Origin of the sequence: Yeosuana marina (genome assembly GCF_011762485.1) — a bacterium.
GTDB lineage: Bacteria > Bacteroidota > Bacteroidia > Flavobacteriales > Flavobacteriaceae > Yeosuana > Yeosuana marina.
In genome coordinates, this window is the sequence record NZ_JAAKGI010000046.1 from 22,972 (window position 1) to 45,504 (window position 22,533).

Annotated in this window: 22 protein-coding genes; 14 read left to right on the top strand and 8 right to left on the bottom strand. The window is 31.0% G+C overall.

What is annotated here, in order from left to right:
• The first annotated feature begins 9 nt into the window (after positions 1 to 9).
• Positions 10 to 1,098 carry a glycosyltransferase gene (locus G5V56_RS17680; RefSeq protein WP_166967632.1) on the top strand — a complete coding sequence of 363 codons (1,089 nt, stop codon included), beginning with the start codon at positions 10 to 12 and terminating at the stop codon, positions 1,096 to 1,098.
• Between the two features lie 6 nt (positions 1,099 to 1,104).
• Positions 1,105 to 2,178, top strand: coding sequence for a glycosyltransferase (locus G5V56_RS17685; protein WP_166967634.1), 1,074 nt, complete (start codon positions 1,105 to 1,107; stop codon positions 2,176 to 2,178).
• Here the strand turns inward: G5V56_RS17685 and G5V56_RS17690 are convergent.
• Genes G5V56_RS17690 through G5V56_RS17700 form a run of 3 tightly spaced genes read right to left on the bottom strand, consistent with a single transcriptional unit; the run spans position 2,162 to position 4,761 of the window.
• A complete protein-coding gene (locus G5V56_RS17690) occupies positions 2,162 to 3,061 on the bottom strand; it encodes a glycosyltransferase family 2 protein (protein ID WP_166967636.1) in 900 nt (299 codons plus the stop codon). The genes G5V56_RS17685 and G5V56_RS17690 overlap by 17 nt on opposite strands.
• Positions 3,062 to 3,080: 19 nt before the next feature.
• Positions 3,081 to 4,058 carry a class I SAM-dependent methyltransferase gene (locus G5V56_RS17695; protein ID WP_166967638.1) on the bottom strand — a complete coding sequence of 326 codons (978 nt, stop codon included), beginning with the start codon at positions 4,056 to 4,058 and terminating at the stop codon, positions 3,081 to 3,083.
• Between the two features lie 19 nt (positions 4,059 to 4,077).
• Positions 4,078 to 4,761, bottom strand: coding sequence for a cell division ATP-binding protein FtsE (locus G5V56_RS17700; RefSeq protein WP_166967640.1), 684 nt, complete (start codon positions 4,759 to 4,761; stop codon positions 4,078 to 4,080).
• Between the two features lie 200 nt (positions 4,762 to 4,961).
• Here G5V56_RS17700 and G5V56_RS17705 point away from each other — a divergent pair, with 200 nt between their 5' ends.
• The 3 genes from G5V56_RS17705 (at position 4,962) to G5V56_RS17715 (ending at position 11,463) form a co-directional block, all read left to right on the top strand.
• Positions 4,962 to 8,000, top strand: a complete 3,039-nt coding sequence (locus G5V56_RS17705; RefSeq protein ID WP_166967642.1) for a tetratricopeptide repeat protein — start codon at positions 4,962 to 4,964, stop codon at positions 7,998 to 8,000.
• A gap of 37 nt (positions 8,001 to 8,037) precedes the next feature.
• The gene (locus G5V56_RS17710; protein WP_166967644.1) at positions 8,038 to 9,759 is read left to right on the top strand and encodes a TonB-dependent receptor; all 1,722 of its coding nucleotides are present in this window, start codon (positions 8,038 to 8,040) and stop codon (positions 9,757 to 9,759) included.
• A gap of 84 nt (positions 9,760 to 9,843) precedes the next feature.
• Entirely contained in the window at positions 9,844 to 11,463 is a 1,620-nt protein-coding gene (locus G5V56_RS17715; protein WP_166967646.1) for an amidohydrolase, read from the top strand.
• On the opposite strand, the gene G5V56_RS17720 is transcribed toward G5V56_RS17715, so the two are convergent.
• The gene (locus G5V56_RS17720; protein WP_166967648.1) at positions 11,460 to 12,155 is read right to left on the bottom strand and encodes a class I SAM-dependent methyltransferase; all 696 of its coding nucleotides are present in this window, start codon (positions 12,153 to 12,155) and stop codon (positions 11,460 to 11,462) included. The genes G5V56_RS17715 and G5V56_RS17720 overlap by 4 nt on opposite strands.
• A gap of 234 nt (positions 12,156 to 12,389) precedes the next feature.
• Here G5V56_RS17720 and G5V56_RS17725 point away from each other — a divergent pair, with 234 nt between their 5' ends.
• The 3 genes from G5V56_RS17725 (at position 12,390) to G5V56_RS17735 (ending at position 15,117) form a co-directional block, all read left to right on the top strand.
• Positions 12,390 to 12,881, top strand: a complete 492-nt coding sequence (locus G5V56_RS17725) for a YkgJ family cysteine cluster protein (protein WP_166967650.1) — start codon at positions 12,390 to 12,392, stop codon at positions 12,879 to 12,881.
• Positions 12,882 to 12,926: 45 nt separating this feature from the next.
• A complete protein-coding gene (locus G5V56_RS17730) occupies positions 12,927 to 13,757 on the top strand; it encodes a sterol desaturase family protein (protein ID WP_166967652.1) in 831 nt (276 codons plus the stop codon).
• 124 nt (positions 13,758 to 13,881) lie between these two features.
• Positions 13,882 to 15,117: an ABC transporter permease gene (locus G5V56_RS17735; protein WP_166967654.1), complete on the top strand. Its 1,236-nt coding sequence runs from the start codon at positions 13,882 to 13,884 to the stop codon at positions 15,115 to 15,117.
• 52 nt (positions 15,118 to 15,169) lie between these two features.
• On the opposite strand, the gene G5V56_RS17740 is transcribed toward G5V56_RS17735, so the two are convergent.
• The 3 genes from G5V56_RS17740 to G5V56_RS17750 all read right to left on the bottom strand — a co-directional run bounded on the left by G5V56_RS17740 (position 15,170) and on the right by G5V56_RS17750 (position 17,083).
• Positions 15,170 to 15,652 carry a CIA30 family protein gene (locus tag G5V56_RS17740; RefSeq protein WP_166967656.1) on the bottom strand — a complete coding sequence of 161 codons (483 nt, stop codon included), beginning with the start codon at positions 15,650 to 15,652 and terminating at the stop codon, positions 15,170 to 15,172.
• Positions 15,653 to 15,813: 161 nt separating this feature from the next.
• Positions 15,814 to 16,191 (bottom strand): NifB/NifX family molybdenum-iron cluster-binding protein, encoded by a 378-nt coding sequence (locus G5V56_RS17745; protein WP_166967658.1) that lies wholly within the window; start codon positions 16,189 to 16,191, stop codon positions 15,814 to 15,816.
• 52 nt (positions 16,192 to 16,243) lie between these two features.
• Positions 16,244 to 17,083 carry an MBL fold metallo-hydrolase gene (locus tag G5V56_RS17750; protein ID WP_166967660.1) on the bottom strand — a complete coding sequence of 280 codons (840 nt, stop codon included), beginning with the start codon at positions 17,081 to 17,083 and terminating at the stop codon, positions 16,244 to 16,246.
• Positions 17,084 to 17,489: 406 nt separating this feature from the next.
• Between G5V56_RS17750 and G5V56_RS17755 the strand changes: the two genes are divergently transcribed.
• The 3 genes from G5V56_RS17755 to G5V56_RS17765 are packed head-to-tail and all read left to right on the top strand — an operon-like array spanning position 17,490 to position 19,190.
• Complete coding sequence (locus G5V56_RS17755) at positions 17,490 to 18,752, top strand: DEAD/DEAH box helicase (protein ID WP_166967662.1); 1,263 nt, start codon at positions 17,490 to 17,492, stop codon at positions 18,750 to 18,752.
• Between the two features lie 5 nt (positions 18,753 to 18,757).
• A complete protein-coding gene (locus G5V56_RS17760; protein WP_166967664.1) occupies positions 18,758 to 18,982 on the top strand; it encodes a DUF6500 family protein in 225 nt (74 codons plus the stop codon).
• Entirely contained in the window at positions 18,963 to 19,190 is a 228-nt protein-coding gene (locus tag G5V56_RS17765; protein WP_166967665.1) for a VF530 family protein, read from the top strand. Before G5V56_RS17760 ends, G5V56_RS17765 begins: the two co-directional genes overlap by 20 nt.
• A gap of 1 nt (position 19,191) precedes the next feature.
• Here G5V56_RS17765 and G5V56_RS17770 read toward each other — a convergent pair whose 3' ends face one another.
• Complete coding sequence (locus tag G5V56_RS17770) at positions 19,192 to 19,788, bottom strand: FMN-binding negative transcriptional regulator (protein ID WP_166967667.1); 597 nt, start codon at positions 19,786 to 19,788, stop codon at positions 19,192 to 19,194.
• 56 nt (positions 19,789 to 19,844) lie between these two features.
• Between G5V56_RS17770 and radC the strand changes: the two genes are divergently transcribed.
• From radC to G5V56_RS17785, 3 genes are read left to right on the top strand one after another with little or no spacing between them, the layout of a single operon-like run.
• The gene (gene radC, locus G5V56_RS17775; protein WP_166967669.1) at positions 19,845 to 20,543 is read left to right on the top strand and encodes a RadC family protein; all 699 of its coding nucleotides are present in this window, start codon (positions 19,845 to 19,847) and stop codon (positions 20,541 to 20,543) included.
• On the top strand, positions 20,544 to 21,845 hold the full coding sequence (locus G5V56_RS17780; protein WP_166967671.1) for a polysaccharide deacetylase family protein: 1,302 nt from the start codon (positions 20,544 to 20,546) through the stop codon (positions 21,843 to 21,845).
• Positions 21,838 to 22,524, top strand: coding sequence for a YjjG family noncanonical pyrimidine nucleotidase (locus tag G5V56_RS17785; RefSeq protein WP_166967673.1), 687 nt, complete (start codon positions 21,838 to 21,840; stop codon positions 22,522 to 22,524). Before G5V56_RS17780 ends, G5V56_RS17785 begins: the two co-directional genes overlap by 8 nt.
• Positions 22,525 to 22,533: the final 9 nt, after the last annotated feature.

The window sequence follows — 22,533 nt, forward strand, 5'->3', positions numbered from 1 at the left end:
GCGAAGAAAATGAGAAATAAAAAAATTGCTTTAGTAGGTTTTAGGTTAAGTACAGGTGGTAGTGAAAAAGTAATAGCCAATCTTTCTAATTTTTTTCACAAAAAAGGGATAGAAGTCCATATCATTATATTTCATGATGAAGTCGGTTATGAGCATTCTGGAACAGTATTTAATCTAGGGAAATTAAAAAGTGAAGCCAATACCATTTTTAATAAATTAAAGCGATTTTATTATTTAAATAAATATATAAAAAAACATCAATTTGACTTCATAATAGATTTTCGCTTTCGTATAAATTTAATACAAGAACTACTCATTAGCAAATGCATTTATAAAGGAAAGACAATCTATACGGTTCATAGTTCTAAAATTGATGTTTACATGCCTAAGCAGGTTTTTTTAACTAAGTTGATTTATGGAAAATGCTATAAAATTATTGCTATTAACGATAGGATGAAAAATCTTATTGAAGAAAGACATCAATTAAATAATGTAATAAAAATATGCAATCCTTTAGATGTAGAGCGAATAAAAACCATGAAATTGGAAGAGATTGATTTAGATTTTGAATTTGTTCTTGGAGCAGGACAATTTAGCACAAATGAGAAACAATTTGATAAATTGATATATGCGTACTCAAAATCAATATTACCTAAAAAAAGGATAGCTTTAGTTGTCTTAGGAGAAGGTGTAAAAAAGGGAGAGTTAATTAATAAAGCACAAAGTTATGGGGTTGGTCCTTTAGTGCATTTTTTAGGTTTTAAAGAAAATCCATATAAATATTTCAGTAAAGCTAAGTTTTTCATAATGTCAAGTTTATATGAAGGTTTGCCAATGGTTTTGATAGAATCTTTAAGTTGTGGAACACCTGTTGTGGCTTTTGATTGCCCTACAGGTCCAAAGGAAGTTATTCAACATAAAATAAATGGTCTTTTGATTGAAGATCAAAATATAGACGAATTAGTAAAAGGAATAAATATTATGGTAACAGACCAAGAATTATACCATATATGTAAAGTAAATTCAGAGAGAAGTGTTGAGAAATTTTCATTAAAAGTTATAGGTAAACAATGGTTAGAGTTAATGAATTATAATTAATTTTTTTTGAAAAAACTATTATACATAACAACTAATTTGCAAGATTCTGGAGGTGTTTCTAGAATACTTTCAGTTAAATTAAATTATTTAATTGACAAGTATCACTACGAGATTTTTGTAATTAACACAAATCAAAATAATCTTGGCTTTTTTTATGAGTTTAATAGTCAAATAAAGTTTTTTGTAATAGATACAAAACAACTTTTTAATTATAAAAAAGAACTAAATGTTCTTATAGATACTATTGAGCCTGACATAATTTTGAACTGTGATAATGGTCTAAAAGGTTCGCTTCTGCCATATTTAATAACCAGAAAGATGCCTTTGATTTATGAAAGGCATTGTAGTAGAAATATTAGTGCATCATCTTTATTTGAAAAATTTAAGTTGACTTTATCCAATTGGTTACTGCAAATGAGTATTAATTCATATAAATATTTTATTGTTTTAAATGAAGAAGAGAAAAATGATTGGAAGAGTGTTAACATCCAGGTATTATCCAATCCGTTATGGTTTAGTTTACCAAAAAGCAGCAATAAAAAAGACAGTAAAATTGTTATTGCAGTTGGACGACATTCCTATGAAAAAGGATATGATAAATTAATTCTAATTTGGGAATTAGTTGTAAAAACGCACCCTGATTGGGTGCTGAAAATTTATGGTTATATGGGTGAAAATCTATTATTGAAAAGAATGGTTTCGGATAAAAATCTTGAAAGTAATATTCAATTTTATGACCCTATTGATAATGTTGAAAAAATTTATTCTGAGGCATCAATGCTATTATCAACATCAGAATCTGAAGCCTTTGGTTTGGTTTTAATTGAGGCGATGGCATTTGGTAAACCTGTTATAGCTTTTGATGGAACATCAGGCACAAAAACCATAATTCAAAATAAGGAAAATGGTTTTCTTGTGAAAGAAAATGATATGGATGCTTTTGTGGAAAAAGTAAATCTACTTATTGGAGATAAAAATCTTAGGTATAAAATGGGAGAAAAAGCTAAAAGCAGTATTGAAAAATATAATTTAAATAAAATAATGAAACATTGGGACAGTGTATTTAAATCTCTTTACTGACATTTTTTAATGAACACAGATAGCCTATTTTATAAATTTCAAATAAAATCAAAGAAGGGTTTTTAGAAGATAGTTGCTTTTTTAGATTTTGTTTGATAAAATCAAACAAAAAAGCCATTACCCCATTTAGTTTTAAGCTTCCCATAATGTCATACAACCATAAAATCTTAACAAATTTATGAGAGATTTTATGGTTGTTGTATAAGATTAAAATGTTTACTAGGGCTCTTTCTGTTTTATTAATAAAAGTTTCATTATTATCTATATCACCATGCATCACAGCATTGTTAATGTGGGTTACATTTAGTTTAGATAAATTGGCGTCATAAGCAAATAAAGTATCTTCATGACCATATTTTTTTATTTCTGGATTAAACTTTATGGCATTAAAACATTTTTTTTTTATGAATGTATTATTAAACATTAAAGTTTTATAGGGGTTCTTTTTTCTGATAGAGGCAGATTTATCTTCAATAAATTTACCGTATTTCCATCGTAATTTTCTATTAGGTTCAACAGAATCAGGGTGGATTCTGCCTCCATATATCACGTCTGGATTACTTTCTAGAACTTTGATGTATCTCAGTATAAATTCATTGTCGTGTAAAATAGAATCTCCATCAATAAATAGAAGATACTCGTATTTTGATGCTTTTGCTAGGGCATTACGGTTGTTGCTTAATCCAATGTTGTCATTTAAGGCAATAAATTTTGAATGGTTTAATTGGTTTATCTTTTCGTTTTCAATATTAGCAGAAGATTTAGAACCATCATCAAAACAAATAATTTCAAAAGTAATATTAGTATTAAGAGCTTGTTTCTCTAATTGACAAGCAAGCGGATAAACATTGTAATTATATGTTGGGATTAATATTGAAAGCATTTGTGATTAATGTTATATTTCAACTTTTCAAATTCTCATAAACACCAAAAATAAAATCACTAGGATGTTTTTTTAAATACGAATCTTCAAATTCAAAAAGCTTATCTAGAATTTTTTCTTTCTCGTAATCTAGTTCAATAAAATGGTGTGATATATCTTTAAGTGTTGTCATTAAAATATTACCACCAAATGGAGCTTCATATATTGTTTTAAAATAGTTGTGGACTGTTGGTAGTATATTTTCTGATTCAATGCATTCAGAGGGGTCTGCAAGCATCATTCTAATAAGGCCGGAACCGTATACTTTATCTTTGTATAAATTTGATCTGAAGCGTTTTCTATATTTCCTGGGAATTAATTTTAAAGCTTCATTAATCGATTTTATTTGATGTTTGGGAAATTGAAGCCTGTTAGCACCTACAAATTCGTTTATTATTAATGTTCCATTTTTTTTAAGAGTTTTCTTGACTTTATTAGATAAGAAATCCTCAATATTTTTGAAATGATGCAATGAAGCATGGAAGAAAACTAAATCAAATTCATTTTCAGAGAATTCATAGTCATATATGTTTTGAGTTTTAAAAATAATGTTTTTTAATTCCTTTGTTTTCGCAATTTCTCTAGCATTATCTAAAAGTTTATCGGTTATGTCTATGCACAATATTTTTTCAAAATTCTCATAAGAGGCAAATTCTAATTCTTGCATACAATCACCACTTCCAATGGATAGCATTTTTAATTTTTTATTATTTGATAGAAATGTGTCAACAGTGAATCTTTTGTATTCAATGGTTTCATTGTGGGTAATTAGCCTATTCCATCTCTTATGTAATTTTGGAATAACCCACCAATTTGCAGATTGTATGTTTAATTCATCAAAAGCACTTTTAGTTCTTTTAATTGAGCTAAAGTTTAATTTTGAAATAATGAACTGAATGCCTCTCTGTTTTGTTTTGTTATAAATGTCAACAAGATCATCTACTGTGATTATTCGCATTTTTTTTCTTTACATATGTTTAACCCCGCCTCTGCACCACTTCAAAAACCTCATTTTCATCACACTTTAAAGTTTTGCTCGGATATTTAAGGAGCAAAGCATAATCATGTGTGGCCATTAAAATGGTATTTCCGTTTTTATTAATTTCCTGTAAAACTTCCATAACCTCAATGCTAGTTTGTGGGTCAAGGTTTCCAGTAGGTTCGTCAGCTAGTATAAGTTCAGGGTTATTTAGCAGAGCTCTGGCAATGGCAATACGCTGTTGTTCGCCACCAGATAGTTCATGAGGATATTTAAAGCCTTTGGTTTTCATGCCAACTTTATTTAAAACCTCTTCAACCCTTGTATTCATTTCGTTTTTATCTTTCCAGCCTGTAGCTTTTAAAACAAATAATAAATTATCATTGACGGTTCTGTCGGAGAGGAGTTTAAAGTCCTGGAACACAATACCTAATTTTCGTCTTAAAAAAGGAATATCTTTGTCTTTTAAGCCTTTTAAGTTAAACCCGACTATATGACCTTCCCCTTCGGTAAGAACCAAATCCCCATAGAGGATTTTCATAAAACTACTTTTTCCAGATCCCGTTTTTCCTATTAAATAAACAAATTCACCTTTATTGATTTCTACATTAACATTCGTAAGGACAAGGCTATCTCCTTGTGAAATGGAAGCATCTTTTAACTGTAAAATAGGATTGGACATAAATTATAGTAAATTTTTGAGTAGTGTAAATGTATTACTAAAAAGTTAAAGTTAAAAGTTAAGGACTAAAAGTTTAAGGCTTAAGCTTTCGGAATTACTTTTTTTAAATTTTAATAACTTGGTTTATAATTATAGCACGATTGTTGCGTTATAAGATTTAGATTAAATTATCTTTGATTTTAAATAAAACCATAATTTTAATGACTCTAAAAAATACTGTTTTACTTTGGATAGCCATTTGTTTTGGCTTACAATTAAAAGCACAACAGTCTGCAGCATATACTAATGATTTAGTAGACTATCAAAAAGCCCTAACATTATATAACAATCAACAATATTTAGCATCTCAATCGTTATTCGGAGCAGTTAAAAAAACAGCCGATGAGGAGGTTTTGCAATCAGATTGTGCTTATTATATTGCTAATTGTGCCGTAAGATTAAATCAACAAAATGCTGATAAATTAGTTGAAGATTTTGTAGAAACATATCCTACAAGTCCTAAACGTAATACAGCCTTTGTTGATGTAGGAGATTACTATTTTGAAAATTCAAAATATGCTTATGCTAGAAAATGGTATGCTAAGGTAAATGAAAATGCTCTTTCGCATAAAGAAATGCAAGAATTCAATTTTAAGAATGGTTATTCTGCTTTTGCGGCGAAACAATATAAGGATGCCAAAAAATACCTAAGTCGTGTTGAAAACTCTCAAGAATATGGGTCTCAAGCTAAATATTATATAGGATTTATGGCCTATGAAGGTGATGATTACGATGCAGCGAATGCATATTTTGACCAAGTGAGCGACCAAGAACGCTACAAAGAAAAATTGTCATATTATCAAGCAGACTTAAATTTTAAGCTTGGTAAGTTTGAAAAGGCCATAGAATTAGCTAAAGATAGATTACCAACCAGTGATGAAAATGAAGTTTCTGAACTATCAAAAATTATAGGCGAAAGCTATTTCAATTTAGAAAAATACGCTGATGCCATTCCGTATTTAAAAGCTTATAAAGGAAAACAAGGTAAAAGAGATAAAACTGCAAAATGGAATAATATAGATTATTATCAATTAGGGTATGCATATTATAAGCAAAAGGATTATGAAAATGCTATTTCAGAATTTAATAAAATAATAGGAGGAAAAGATGCTACGGCGCAAAATGCCTATTATCATTTAGGAGAAAGTTACATATATCTTGATAAAAAGCAAGAGGCTCTCAATGCATTCAGAAATGCATCAGAGATGACTTATGATTTAAAAATCCAAGAAGATGCATGGCTTAATTATGCTAAAATTAGTTATGAAATAGGAAATCCATATCAATCTGCTCCTCAGGTTTTAGCTTCGTATCTTGATAAATATCCAAAGTCAAGCTATAAAGATGAGATAGAAACTCTTTTAATTGATTCCTATATTACGTCTAAAAACTATAAAGAAGCCTTGAAATTACTTCAAGGTAAAAACAGTTTTGAAAATAAAGTGGCTTATCAAAAAGTAGCTTTCTACAGGGGTATTGAACTTTATAATGAAGGACAATATCTTGAAGCTGGAAATTTATTTAGTGAATCACTAAAAGAACCGAGAGACGACAAATATACTGCTCGAGCAACATTTTGGAAAGCTGAAACAGACTATAATTTAACCAATTATGAAGACGCATTAATAGGATTTAAACAGTTTGAGCAACAAGCTATTGCAAAATCAACTCCCGAATTTGAAAATATAGACTATAACCTAGGTTATACCTATTTTAAACTTAAAAACTATAAACAGGCTAGTCATTATTTTAGTCAATTTGTAGCCACTAAAAAGGAAGATAAAGTAAGATTGAATGATGCCTATTTACGTTTGGGAGATGCTTATTTTGTGTCTAGTGATTATAATGATGCCATTAAGGCATACAATGATGCGAATAAATTAGGTGAGGTCGATTCTGATTATGCTTTTTTTCAAAAGGCGCTTAGTGCTGGTTATATTGGGCAATCCTCAAAAAAGATAGCCGAATTAGAACAATTTATTATAGATTATCCAAATTCTAAATTGCGTGATGATGCCATGTATGAGTTAGGAAATTCATATGTAAAAGCCAATGAAACAGATAAGGCTATACAAATGTATAATCGTTTGAATACAGAGTATAAAATGAGTTCGTTTGTCCCAAAATCATTACTACGTCAAGGATTGGTTTATTATAATTCAAGTAAAAGCGAGCAAGCGTTGAATAAATTTAAAAAAGTGGCCGCCGATTACCCTAATACGCCTGAGGCAAATCAAGCGGTCTCTACGGCGCGTTTAATTTATATTGATTTAGGTCGCGTTAATGATTATGCGTCTTGGGTGAAAACTCTAGATTATGTTGAGGTTTCAGATTCCGATTTGGAAAATGCAACCTATGAGGCGGCAGAAAAGCAATATTTAGATAACAATACAGATAAAGCAATTTCTCAATTCAACGGATATATCAGTCAATTCTCAAATGGAGCGCACATCTTGCAAGCGCATTTTTATGTGGCACAATTATATTATAAAAAAGATTTAGCTGCCAATGCTGCACCTCATTATAAATACGTTGTTGAGGCACCACAAAATGAATTTACAGAGGAGGCCTTATTGCGTTTATCGCAATTTTATTTAGAAACGAAAAACTTTAATCTGGCAATGCCGTTATTGCATAGATTGGAACAGGAAGCTAATTTCCCGCAGAATGTTGTATTTGCGCAATCTAATTTAATGAAAGCTAATTATCAGTTAGAAAAGTATAAGGAGGCAGTTTCTTATGCTGAAAAAGTACTATCTAATTCTAAAATAGATAATAAAATAGAAGCAGATGCCCATATTATCATAGCTCGTTCAGCCATGAAAACAGGTGATGAAGCTAAAGCAAAACTAAATTATGCTAAGGTTGAAACGGTTGCAACCGGTGAAACGGCAGCGGAAGCTTTATACTACAATGCATACTTTAAAAATAAAGATCAAAACTTTGAGGCGTCAAACAATACGGTGCAAAAATTAGCTAAGGACTATTCGGGCTATAAATATTACAGCGCCAAAGGGCTGGTGCTTATGGCCAAGAATTATTATGCACTTAATGATGCTTATCAAGCTACTTATATTTTAGAAAGTGTTATTGAAAATTTCAAGGAGTTTGATGACGTAGTTTCAGAAGCAACATCAGAATTAAATCGTATAAAAGCAGAAGAAGCTAAAACAAATTCATCCATTAAAACTGAAGATTAATAGTTTATCAATCATTATTTTAATCAATAACAAACCTATGCGAAAGCACATAAATCACATAATTTTAGTCCTCATAACATTAAGTAGTACACTCTTGTATTCTCAAGAGAAAGATACCATAAATACAGGGGTTATTAACGTTGTAAAACCATATACACCAACGATATCTGACGCCTTTAAGGTAAAAGAAACACCTACTATTGATGACGAAGAAACAGCGACTAAAAAGACTATTAAATACAATATTTTTTCATTTCCTGTGGCCTCTACATTTACACCAGCAAAAGGAAAAGCGGCTTTGGTTGAAAAATCAAAACCAGTTAAATTATATGATAATTATGCCACTTTAGGTGTAGGAACTTACACGACAATCTTAGGTGAAGTTTATTTAAATAATGCCATTAGTAGAACCGAAAGTGTTAGCGGTTATATAAGTCATCATTCTTCACAAGGTGGAATTGAAAATTTACTTCTTGATGATAAATTTTCTAATTCAAAAATGAATGTAACCTATTCAAATAGATTAAGAGATTTAACTTGGAACGTAGACGCCGGTTTTCAACATCAAATGTATAATTGGTATGGGTTACCACAATCTATGATAGCAGATGCTAGTGCAAATGGCGTAGATGGGAAACATTCATTTTTTGGAGCTCATTTTGGAAGTGATGTCACGTTTGAAAACACCTATATTAATTCAGGAAGTTTCTTATTTAGACGTTTTGGTGATAATCAAGGGTCTGGCGAAAATAGGTTTGTTATAAAGTCGACGATTGATATTCCAATTAACAGAGAAGAAATTTCAACCGACATCGTTTTTGATTATTTGGGAGGTACTTTTGATAGAAATTATGTGACCACAGACGAATTAAAATACGGTAATTTTCAAATAGGAGTCACACCTAAATATCAACTAAAACAAGATGATTTAACTGTTAATTTAGGAGCATCAGTTTTTTATTTAAACGATACAGAGGCTAGTGACAGTAAGTTATATATTTATCCCAATGTAACAGCTTCCTATAGGCTAGTCAATGATATTTTAATTGCCTATGGAGGTGTTAAAGGTGGACTTATTCAAAATTCCTATTATGATTTTGCTTCAGAAAATCCGTTTGTGTCACCTACTTTATTTATTCAACCAACAGACCAATTATATAATGCATATGTTGGTTTAAAAGGAAAAGTATCCAGCAATATGAGTTATAATATTAGTGGGCGTTATGTAGCTGATAGAAATAAAGCACTTTTTATTAATAATGATATTACAGCAACATCACAAGATTATTCGTATGGAAATTCTTTTGGTATCGTATATGACGATGTTGATATCTTTAGTTTGGTAGGAGAAATAAATGTGGATGTTAACCGAAATTTTAAATTAGGTATTAAAGCTGAATATTTCAGTTATACAAGCGATACACAGGTAGAAGCATGGAATTTACCAGATATTAAAGGTTCCTTGTTTTTAGATTATCAAATTGATGAACATTGGTTTGCTGGCGCTAATTTGTTCTATACAGGAGAGCGTAAAGATCAATTTTACTTGAATGATCCCTTTATTGCGACAACGCCATTTACCGTTACTTTGGATAGTTTTTTTGATGCAAACCTTCATTTGGGATATCACGTAAACGACCAATTGTCTATATTTGCAAAAGGCAATAATTTAGGAGATCAAGGCTATCAAAAATGGCAAAATTTTCCTGTTCAGGGTATTCAGTTTTTAGCAGGAGCTACTTACAAGTTTGACTTTTAGTTAGATATATTTATAATAAATAAAATGAAGCGTTCAATAGTTTGAACGCTTTTTGTATTTTTACTCAATTCCAAAATAGATATGATGATAAAATTACTTTCCATTTTAGTCCTTACTGCATTAACTTCTTGTCAACAAAAAATAAAAGTAGATTCGGTTGTTATTAATGCTAATGTCTATACCGTTAATTCAAGTTTTGATAAAGCAGAAGCTTTTGCCATCAAAGACAGTAAATTTATTGAGGTCGGTAATTCAAAGGATATTCAAGAAAAATATACATCAGATAATCTTATTGATGCAAAGGGACAAACTATTGTGCCTGGATTTATTGATGCACATTGTCATTTTTTAGCTTTAGGATTTAATTCACAACAAGTAGATTTAGTTGGAACGACTAGTTTTGAGGAGATAATTAATAAAATTATTGAATATACTAAAACTCACCCTTCAGAATATATAAGAGGAAGCGGTTGGGATCAGAATGATTGGGATATAAAAGAATTTCCTAATAAGGCTAAACTGGATAGTTTATTTCCAAATACACCGGTGTTGCTAAAACGAATAGATGGGCATGCCTGTTTAGTTAATCAATCAGCATTAGATTTAGGAAATGTAACAATTGATAGTAAAGTTGAAGGAGGCGAATTAGTTATTGAAGACGGTAAACTAACAGGTGTTCTTATTGATAGAGCACAACAATTAGTTACGAAGTACTGGCCTAAACCTACGAGAAATGATGTAGTAAACGCTTTGTTAAAAGCACAAGATATTTGTTTTGGATATGGTTTAACAACTGTAAATGATGCTGGATTAGATAAAGGGGTTATTGAAATCATTGATAGTTTGCAGCAGACAGGCGATTTAAAAATGCGAGTCTACGCCATGGTTTCTGGAACTCCAAACAATGTAGATTATTATTTAAATAAAGGCATTATTAAAACGGATAAGCTTGATGTGCGTTCTTTTAAATTTTATGCCGATGGCGCCTTGGGATCAAGAGGTGCTTTACTAAGAAAGTCTTACAGCGACAAGCCAAACCATTTTGGATTACAATTAACCGATTTAAAAACGTTTGATACCTATGCGAAGCGAATTGCTAATTCAGAGTATCAAATGAATACACATGCTATTGGAGATTCTGCAAATCATGCTGTTTTACGTATTTATAAGAATGCCTTGGAAGGTAAAAAAGACAGACGCTGGAAAATTGAACATGCACAAGTTATTTCACCTGAAGATTTTGAGTTGTTTGATGATATCATCCCATCTGTTCAACCAACGCATGCTACCAGCGATATGTATTGGGCAGAAGATAGGTTAGGGCATGAGCGTATAAAAGGAGCCTATGCCTATAAGGATTTGTTAAACCATTATGGAAAAGTAGCTTTAGGAACCGATTTCCCTGTAGAACAAGTAAGTCCGTTTTTAACCTTTTATGCGGCCGTTGCTAGACAAGATGTAAAAGGATATCCAAAGGATGGATTTCAAATGGAAAATTCTTTAAGTAGAGAAGAAACCTTAAAAGGGATGACTATTTGGGCAGCTTATTCCAATTTTGAAGAAGGTGAAAAGGGTAGTATTGAAGCCGGTAAATTTGCCGATTTTATTATACTTGATAAAAACATTATGGAAGTTCCGGTTAAAGAAATTCCAGAAATGAAAACACTACAAACGTTTGTAGGTGGCGAGTCTGTATTTAATTAATACAATCTTGCTAAATAATCAAAATGTTCACCTTCTAAAACTAGTTCGCAATGTAAGCCAACGGTTTCACAAGCAAGTTTTAAGGTGTCAAAATCAAGATATAGCCATTTCATAGGAACTTCTTTTTTACCTTTATAGCTTAAAAAGTAATCAAGTTCGCCATAATAGTTGGCATTGGTATCTATCCAAAAACCGCCATCGTCATCTTCATACATGTATTTAATATCAGATGAATCTATTAAAATTTGTCCGTTAAGGTTTAATAACGATTTTAAATGTTTCAGATATTTTGAAACTTGAGATAATTCCTGAAAAATACCAGTGCCATTCATCAGTAACAAAACAGTGTCAAAGGTGTCGGTTTCATCTAAAATATGTTTTACTTCAGTATTTAAAACACCACGATGTCTAGCAACTTCAATAGCGCCTTTTGAAATGTCAATTGCTTTTACGCTTAATCCTTTTTCTTGAAGATATAAGCTATGACTTCCAGCTCCGCAACCAACGTCTAAAATAGTTCCTTTAGCTAATTTTAAAGCTTTTTGCTCCAATTTCGGCATGTTTTTATAATCCCTAAACAAATATGAAATAGGTAAGTCGTCTTCATCAGAAATATTTGTAGAAGTGATGATATCTTCAGAAAATTGCCCGTTCTGATAATCTAATAAAGCTTGCCCAAATAAGTCTTTCATGTGTTAATATTTATTGTTTTTCGGCGGTCACATGCTGTTCGCAAATAATCATTCCGTTGGGTGATAATGCTTTTAGCATGCTCGTTTCATAATTTTATAACATTGCTAAACTTTTAGATAGCCTATTTCGAGCGTGCTCGAGGTACGGCAATCTTTTCAATTAAGTGTTTCAATTTTAAAGATTACTTCAGTCATAACTTCCTTCGTAAAGACGAAAAGCATTATTTTTACACCATGCAAGACTTTATAAATAATCTTCCAAAGCTCGCCAAAGATAAGCATAACGAAAACAAAAAATTCTTCGCTAAGCTAAAAAAGAAGACACCAAAGGATTTAGATTATGTGATGCAAGAGTTGCACGAAAAAGAGTTTGAAAAAACAGATTGTTTACAATGTGCCAATTGTTGTAAAACTACGGGACCGTTATTTACAGATAAAGATATTGAGCGTATTTCAAAACATTTTAGGTTAAAACCACAGCAGTTTATTAGTCAATATCTGCGGGTAGATGAAGATAACGATTATGTGCTTCAAAGTGTTCCCTGTACCTTTTTAGGAACCGATAATTACTGTTCTATTTATGAGGTGAGACCAAAAGCATGCAGTGAGTTTCCGCATACTGACAGAAAAAAGTTTCAGCAAATATCAAATCTTACTCTTAAAAATGTAGCAATTTGCCCTGCAGCTTTTAACATTGTTGAAGAAATGAAAAAAAGAATAAAATAAATTATGTTCCTTTTTTATTATATTTAAGAGCAAAAACTAAAGGACATGCAAGATTTTTTAAACTACTTTGAAACCATTCCATCTTCGCATAGAAGTTTGATTTTAGTAGGTGGTTTAACTTTTTTTTGGTTGCTAGAAAGTGCGGTTCCCTTATTTAAGTTTAAATATAAAAAATGGCGGCACGCTGTTCCTAATATATTTTTTACACTCACAACTATTATCGTAAACTTCGTGTTGGCTTTTTTGTTATTAAAATCGGCTGATTGGGTGATGAGTAATAATTTTGGAATTCTAAATTGGTTACCCGAAATGTCTTTAGGATTATATATTATTTTGGGCATTTTATTAATGGATTTTTTTGGAGCCTACGTACCACATTGGGTAGAACATAAAGTAAAGTCATTGTGGATGGTTCATTTGGTGCATCATACAGATCACCATGTAGATACTACAACCGCTAATAGGCATCATCCTATAGAAAGTGTGATTCGTTTTGTTTTTACACTTTTCGGGGTGTTTATTATTGGTGCACCTATGGGCATTGTTATGTTGTATCAATCGTTATCATTGGTGTCAACACAGTTTAATCATGCCAATATTAAATTACCTAAGACGGTAGATAAACTAATTAGCTATGTTTTAGTATCACCAGATATGCACAAAGTACATCATCATTATGTATTGCCATATACAGATTCTAATTATGGTAATATATTTTCTGTTTGGGATAGATTATTGGGAACCTACAGGTATTTAGATAGAGAACAACTTGTTTTTGGTGTTGACATCTTTCCTGATGAGCTTGAAAACGGACAAATTATAAATTTGTTAAAACAACCTTTTCAGAAATATAAAAAGCCAACTACTTTGGTTTAGATTCTAGATTTTTGTAGAACTACCTTCTTTTTTGTTTTAATTTTTTTAGAAAGTTTCAGTAGGAAATCAATACTAAAACAAATAATAAAACTGTATTTTTGAAATTATATAATCAAAACGCAATTTGAATTTCGAGTATTTTATAGCAAAGCGCATTATTGGCAGTAAAGCCTATAAAAGTAGTATTTCCGCACCCATCATTAAAATAGGAATATCAGCCATCGCCATAGGTATTGTGGTTATGATGATAGCTATCGCAACGGGTATAGGATTACAACAAAAAATACGTGATAAAGTGGTTGCCTTTAATGGCCATGTGATTATATCAAATTTTGATAGTAATAATTCTCAAGAAAGCATATCCCCAATTTCAACAAAACAAGATTTTTATCCAGAGTTCAAATCTGTAGAGGGTATAAAACACATTCAAGCAGTAGCAACCAAATTTGGTGTGATTCGTACTGAAACTGATTTTGAAGGTGTGGTTTTAAAAGGAGTTGGTGCCGATTATAGTTGGGATTATTTCAAGGATTTTTTAGTTGAAGGTCGCTTGCCTGATTTCACAAAAAAAAGAAATGAAGAGGTGTTGATGTCTCAATACATTGCTAACCGATTAAAATTTAAAGTGGGTGATAAATTTCAAATGATATTTAGAAAAGATGACCCCAATAAATTACCCAACATCATAACGTATACAATTGTTGGCATTTACAATTCTGGATTTCAGGATTTTGATGCAACGTATATTATTGGTGATATTCGACATATACAGCGTATCAATAATTGGGATGCTGACCAAGTGGGAAATTTTGAGGTGTTTATTGATGATTATAGTCAGTTGAAGCAAAAAGGAATTGAAATTTATCAAAACACACCATCTACATTAAATACACAAACGATTAGTGAAAAATATGCTTCCATTTTTGAGTGGATAAAAATATTTGACAAAAATATCTACGGTATTATTGCTATTATGATTTTAGTGGCTGGTATCAATATGGTAACAGCTCTATTGGTTTTAATATTAGAGCGTACCCAAATGATTGGTATTTTAAAAGCTCTTGGAAGCAACAATTGGAGTATAAGAAAACTGTTTCTGTATAATGCATCCTATTTAATTATTTTAGGATTATTTTGGGGAAATTTGATAGGCTTAGGATTGTTATATTCTCAAAAGTATTTTAAATTATTTCCGTTAGATCCTAGCGTCTATTACGTAAGCGAAGCCCCCGTTTATATCAATTTTACCTATATATTGGCTTTAAATATAGGAACGTTGGTATTGTGTATGCTTATGCTATTACTACCATCTTATTTGGTAACTAAAATATCACCAGTAAAAGCCATTAGGTTTGAATAATTGGGTTTTAAGGAGAGTTTTCAGTTTAATAAATATGGAATATCAAAATGAGCTACTTTAGCTCAATACGCTCAATTTCCAGTTTAAAAGATTCTGCTTTTTTATTGCCAATTAAAAACGCAATCTGTTCCATTTGTTTTCCAGGATAGTTTTCCATGTGTAGTTGTCTGCCTCTAAAAGTAGGATAAAGAGTTGTAAACGGAATTTCAATAATTTCCCAATCATTTGATGTAGAAAATTGACAAACATACGAATGCTCATCATGATTACTTGTTTTAATTCTGAATTGAAAGGTTTTGCCATCACCTTTTATATGTAGGCATACTTTTGAAAAGCCTTCAACATGTTTAGTATCAAAGGTATATTTTACCATAGAAAATCCTCCATTATTTTCTAAAGAAACATGTCCATAAAAACTACCAAAACCTTCATTGGTTAAACCAAAAGAACCATTGGAACGTCCTCCCATTACTACATCATCTACAATTTTCCAGTTTGATATATCGCTTGTGGTTTTAAAATTGAATAAGGTCATTGAGGATTGAATGTTTATGGCATAGTTAAAAAAGTATCTCAGTCATGACTAAGATAATCACAACTAAGATACTATAACTTTTTTGGATTTATATGAATCATCAAACAAACATAAATATAGTAGAAATCTTTAACAAAGCAATTCTACTATATTATGATTAGTTAATGATTGCTACATTGATGCTCATGATCATGATGATGGTCGCAACTAGAACCTCCATCAGTAATTAGTCCTTGAGTATATTGTTTTACAACCACTGTTGGGTCACCTGAACAACCGCGAATCACTTCTATTCCAGAGTTGTTAAGTACGTTAATGGCACCATTACCTATACCGCCAGCAAGCATGGTTTTTACACCAATTTCTGCCAAGGTACTCGCTATATTAGATTTGCAACCACAACCTTGTTCAGATTCTATAGATTCTACATTAATAATATCGTTGTTTTCTTCTGAAATAGTGTAAACATTGTAAAACTCACAATGTCCAAAATGGTCATCTATTTGGTTGTTGTCTGTAACTGGAACTGCAATTTTCATAGGATTATGTTTTTATGTTATATTTAAAATTATGTATTCTTTTTGTTAAGAATTATACCTCAATGTTATGCCCCATTACAAGATTTTGTAAGTCGGATCCTAACGTTAATGATAATTTATCGAAGGCGCTACTACTTGTACAATGACCTGTGTAATAATGAGCTCCGTTTGCTAACTTTTTTAATTCTTTTGCAATGATGGTAATTTCTTGGTCAGTTTCGTTTTTAACAAAATGATTACCAGCGACCAAATGAAAGCCTCCTATTATGGTTTTAATACTTACGTCATCTATAGTCTCCTTAACTGTTGAAACCATATTTAAAATACCATTATGGGCACAACCAGAAAATAGATGAATACCATTACTTTCTTTGATTGCAAAAATGAGTTCATGTTTAAAATCGTCTTTATAAAATGTATGATATTTTTGTTTATAAAGAATATCGTTACCTTTTGGTAAGGGATATATTTTATTGATATTAGGTATAAAATATAAGTTATCAAAAGTTAAAATATCAGTATCAAGACATACAAATCTATCTTTATAGGTTAGCAATTTTTTTGAAAATCCAATATTTTTTTTGACGTTCTCACGAATGGAAACATATTGATAATCAAAAATTTCTTTTTTTAAATAAACTTTTGCTTTTGTATTTAAGTTTAAAAAATCAATTAATCCACCAATATGATCATAATGTGCATGAGAAATAACAACGATATCAACCTCTTTTAAATCAATTTTTAAGGTTTCGGCATTTTGAATAAACAAATTACTTTGCCCTGTATCAAATAGAATGTTGTGACTATCGGTTTTAATGTATAATGATAAACCATGTTCAGCCTTTAATGTATCATTTGTATGCTTATTTTCTATAAGTGTTGTAATTTGCATCTAAGCTTTGTTTTATAGATTGCTTAATTGAAGGATTACAGTTTGAGTATTTCAATTCTTATGAATGTCTTAAGTTAACTTGTAATTTTTTTTCATTTATACCAATCTTTATCAAATTGAATATTTCCCACTTCCATAAGTTTGTCAACATCTACTTGACGATAAGTTCTCCTATATTTACTACAAAGATAACGAACACAGGTTCATAAATAAAGTTTTTTAAATTAAATTTGCAAAACTTTTTGAAGACAGTTTCATTAAAATTTCAATTAATATAATCAAGGCAGTTTGGTACAAATAATAATGGCAAAATCAAATAAACACAAGATACCAATAAATAAGCGTATCTTTGCACCTTAATTAAAAAAATGACACTATAATAGATTGTCATTTACAACCAATTTATATGTCATTTAATTCTTTAGGCTTATCCCAAGCCTTGCTAAAAGCAATTAGCAAAAAGGGATACACAACTCCAAGTCCTATACAAGAAAAAGCAATTCCTCTTATTTTAGAAGGTTATGATGTGTTAGCATCGGCTCAAACAGGAACTGGAAAAACAGCAGGGTTCACGTTGCCTCTTTTACATGTTTTATCTGAAAACCCTAAAGAGAAATTCAGGCCTATTCGGGCATTAATATTAACTCCAACCCGAGAGTTGGCAGCACAGGTGTACGCTAATGTTAAAGAATACAGCGAGTTTTTAGATTTACGTTCTGCAGTAATTTTTGGAGGTGTTAATCAAAAGCCACAAGCAGCAACGATAAGACAAGGTATCGATGTTTTAGTGGCAACTCCAGGACGTTTACTTGATTTACAAAACCAGGGACTATTGTCATTAAAGCGTGTTGAGATTTTGGTGCTTGACGAAGCAGACCGTATGTTAGATATGGGTTTTTTAAGAGATATAGAGCGTATTATAAAAATGATGCCGACAAAACGACAAAATTTGATGTTTTCAGCAACATTTTCTCATGATATCAAGAAATTGGCTCAAGGTATTTTAAGAGAGCCAGTAATGGTTGAAGCAACACCAGAAAATTCTACTGTTGATGCTATTAACCAAAAAATATATCGTGTTTCAAAAGGTAAAAAGTCAGGTTTGGCTATTAAATTGATTTCTGATGGTAATTGGAAACAAGTGCTTATGTTTACAAGAACAAAGCATGGAGCCAATAAATTATGTAAAAATTTAGTTAGCGCCAACATTTCATCGGCAGCTATTCATGGAAATAAAAGTCAAGCCGCCAGAACAAAAGCTTTGGCAGGTTTTAAAAGTGGTGATGTTAGAGTATTGGTTGCTACAGATATAGCAGCTCGTGGACTGGATATTCCGTTACTTCCGCATGTTATTAATTTTGAAATCCCTAATATTCCAGAGGATTATGTGCATAGAATTGGTCGAACCGGTAGAGCAGGAGCCAGTGGCGAAGCTATTTCTTTAGTAAGTGCGGATGAAACGAGTTATCTAAAAGATATTGAAAAACTACTTGGTTTCAGAATTGAAAGTGATATTATGGAAGGTTTTGAGCCCGATCCTAATGCCCCAACTGAACCGGAAAAGAGACAACAACGACAAGGTAGAAACTCATCTAAAAATCATACAAATTCAAGAAGTTCTGGTGGTAACAATTCTAGAAGACGACAAAACAATAAACGACGAGGTTAATAAGCATGCAAAAGATTTTAAGAGATAGAATTATTGAAGTCTGCAATAAGAAAATAGCAGCAAAAGGAGACCATGTGGGCGTGTCTTTTTATGCTTTTTTCTCTAATAAAAATGAGAATCCAGAATTGTTAATGGAAGTAGCAACTTGGTGGATTATGACACATAAGTTAGATCATTTTGAAAAAGCTGTAAAAATTAAAAATTTAGTACATGCAATCTCAACCAAATAACCCATTGCATGGTATTACCTTAGAAAGCATTATTAATGAATTAGTTTCTCATTATGGCTGGGAATATATGGGCTATACCATAAAAATAAAGTGTTTTACAGATAATCCATCAGTAAAATCTAGTTTAAAATTTTTAAGAAGAACATCTTGGGCGAGAACTAAAGTAGAGAATATGTACTTGGAAATGCTTAAAAAACAGAAACGATAAACTAAAATACTTTGTCTAAAAAGGAAGCAATACTTTCTTGATTTCTTCGAATAAGTTCTTCCTTAGCATTTGCAATATCCTGTGGTTTTTTATCCTGTGATAGTTTAAATTTCCCTTCCCAATCTGTAATATCAATTTCAAACATTTTTATATAGTCTAAAGCGCCTTCCATTCTAGGATTGTCTGGCGCTAAAATGTATTTATGGTTTGGTTGCTCAAAAAAGGCAGTCATTATTATTAAAGATTCTTTTAATGCCTCTTTGCTTTCAATGGCATTTACAGTGCCCTTTAAATGAACTTTTATATAGTTCCAAGTTGGCAATTGTGTGGTGCTGTAAATACTTGGTGAAATATAACATTGTGGCCCAGAAAAAATAATGCTAATGGGGTTATTGTCTTTCAGTAAGTCAGCTTGAGGGTTAAATTTATCAATGTGACCAATAAGTTTTCCGTCCTCTTCTCTAAAAATTAAAGGTAAATGAGTGATATAAGGTTCGTTGTTTTTTACAGAAATTATAGTCGCTAATGGATAGGTTTTAATCACATCTATCATGTGATTCCTATTGCTATCTTGATGTTGTTTTGGAGGATAATTCAAGTTATTAGTCAATTTAAATTGTTGATTTATAAAATTACAATATTTATCTTTATCAAATGCAAGAAAAATCTACCTCGTTCTCTATTAAAAATTGGTCGCAAGATGATCAGCCACGAGAAAAATTATTGTACAAGGGTAAAGCGGCATTAAGTGATGCTGAATTGGTGGCGATTTTAATTGGCTCAGGTAATAGAGAGGAGAGCGCCGTAGACCTATCTAAACGTATTTTAGCAAGTGTAGGTAATAATTTAAGCGAGTTAGGAAAACTGTCCATAAAACAATTAATGACCTTTAAAGGAATTGGTGAAGCCAAAGCCATTACTATTGCAGCCGCTTTAGAGTTAGGACGCCGCCGACGAGGAGAAGATGCTCTTCAAAAGAAAAAAATAACTTCTAGTGCATCGGTTTTTGAATTGATGCAGCCTATTATTGGTGAATTACAACACGAAGAATTTTGGATTATTTATTTAAATAATTCCAATAAAGTCATTCATAAAAATCAGTTAAGTAAAGGTGGTATTACAGGCACTTTGGTTGATGTTCGATTGGTTTTGAAGCAAGCTTTAGAAGTTGGTGCTACAGGGTTAATTCTTGCTCATAATCACCCTTCAGGAACTTTAAAACCTAGCGAAGCTGATAAACAAATTACTAATAAATTAAAATTGGCTTCAGAAAGTTTAGATATAAAAGTGTTAGACCACTTGATTGTAACCGAAAAGAACTATTTTAGTTTTGCTGATGAAAACATACTATAAATGCTATTAGTTTATACCCATAAAATCACCCCAAGATTAAAGTTCGTTTTTAAACATATATGTACCAGAATATTAGGTGTTGAAGTGTCGTTTACAACAACTATCGAAGAATTTATTGGGCATGATAGTATAAAAATGTCGTATACCAAACAACAATTGGGTAATGAGTTTTTTGTAAAAAGTCATGATATTTTATACGAACAAGGACTATCCGACATTGAAATTAATGTTCATGATTGGGATACTACCAAATGTTTCTTTTTAAATGGCGATAAAAGTCATATTCCTTATGATATTTTTGCAGCGTCTTTTTATTTATTATCACGCTACGAGGAATATTTACCTCATGTAAATGATGAATTTGGACGGTTTTCAGCAACCGAAAGTATCGCCTTTAAATATGGATTTTTAAACCAACCTGTAGTTGATATTTGGGCCTATAAGTTCAGAGATAAGTTACAAGAACAGTATCCGAAATATAAATTTCCTCAAAGAACTTATAGCATAAGTCCAATTATTGATGTTCCTAGTGCCTATAATTTTAGGATGAAGGGATTACTAAGAACTTTTGGCGGTACCTTAAAAGATTTAAGCAGGCTAAAGCTTAAAAGCTTGTACGACAGATACATGGTTATTTTTGGTTTTAAGCACGATCCTTTTGATACGTTTAAGTACATTATAAATAAACAGAAACAAACCAAGCATAAATTTTTATTCTTTTTTCTAATTGGGGCTTATTCAACCTATGATAAAGGTATCAACCCCAATAAAAAGGGATTTGTATCTCTTATTAAACAAGTTGCAGACTACTGTAAAGTAGGTTTAAAGGCATCTTATTTTGCTATTCATGATCCCGTAATTTTAAAAAAAGAAAAATTAAGAATGGAAGCAATTATAAACACATCTTTAACAGCTTCTAGACAATCATTTTCAAAGCTTAACTTACCAGAATCATATAGAAACCTAATAGAGCTTGAAATTCAGGAAGATTACACAATGGGTTATGTTAATCATATAGGATTCAGGGCAGGTACTTGTACGCCATTTTTGTTTTATGATTTAGATTTTGAAGTGCAAACGCCTTTAAAAGTCTGGTCATATCATTTAATGGATTATTCCTTATTAAAAACAAAATCCTTGTTAGATAAAAAGAAAGTTTTAAATGAAGTTATTGATGAAGTGAAAAAGGTTGATGGAGAGTTTGTTCCTGTTTTTCACAACTATACTTTTAGTGAGTCGGATCGTTGGGATGGTTTCAAAGAGTTGTTTAATATTATCATAGAATCTACTAATAATGAATAATAAGATTACAGATGTTTTTTTTGATTTAGATCATACCCTTTGGGATTTTGATAAAAATTCAGCATTAACGTTCGAAAAAATTTTCAAGTTAAACGCGGTTGATGTTGATATAACAGAGTTTCTGTTTCATTATGAACCTATTAATTTACAATATTGGAAACTATTTAGAGAAGAGAAAATAGACAAAGAATCCTTACGTTTTAGAAGATTAAATGATGCCTTTTTAGCAATCAATAAGGTTATGGATGAAGAACTTATTTATAAATTATCTGAAGATTATATTACCCATCTTTCATCATTTAATCATTTATTTGAAAACACCATTGAAATACTTGATTATTTAAGTTTAAAATATTCACTTCATATTATTACTAATGGGTTCAAGGAAGTTCAACAGAAAAAATTGATGCATTCTAAGATAGACCATTATTTTAAAACGGTCACTAATTCCGAAGCTGTCGGCGTTAAAAAACCCAATCCTAAAATTTTTAATTATGCCATTGAAATTGCTAATACAAGTGCAAATAGAAGCATCATGATAGGCGATAATTATGAAGCTGATATACTTGGAGCAAACAATATTGGAATGGATACTATCTTTTTTGATGTAACTAATCAAAGTTTTGATGGCAACATTAAACAAATAGATAATTTAATTCATTTAAAGAAATATTTGTGATACTATGTA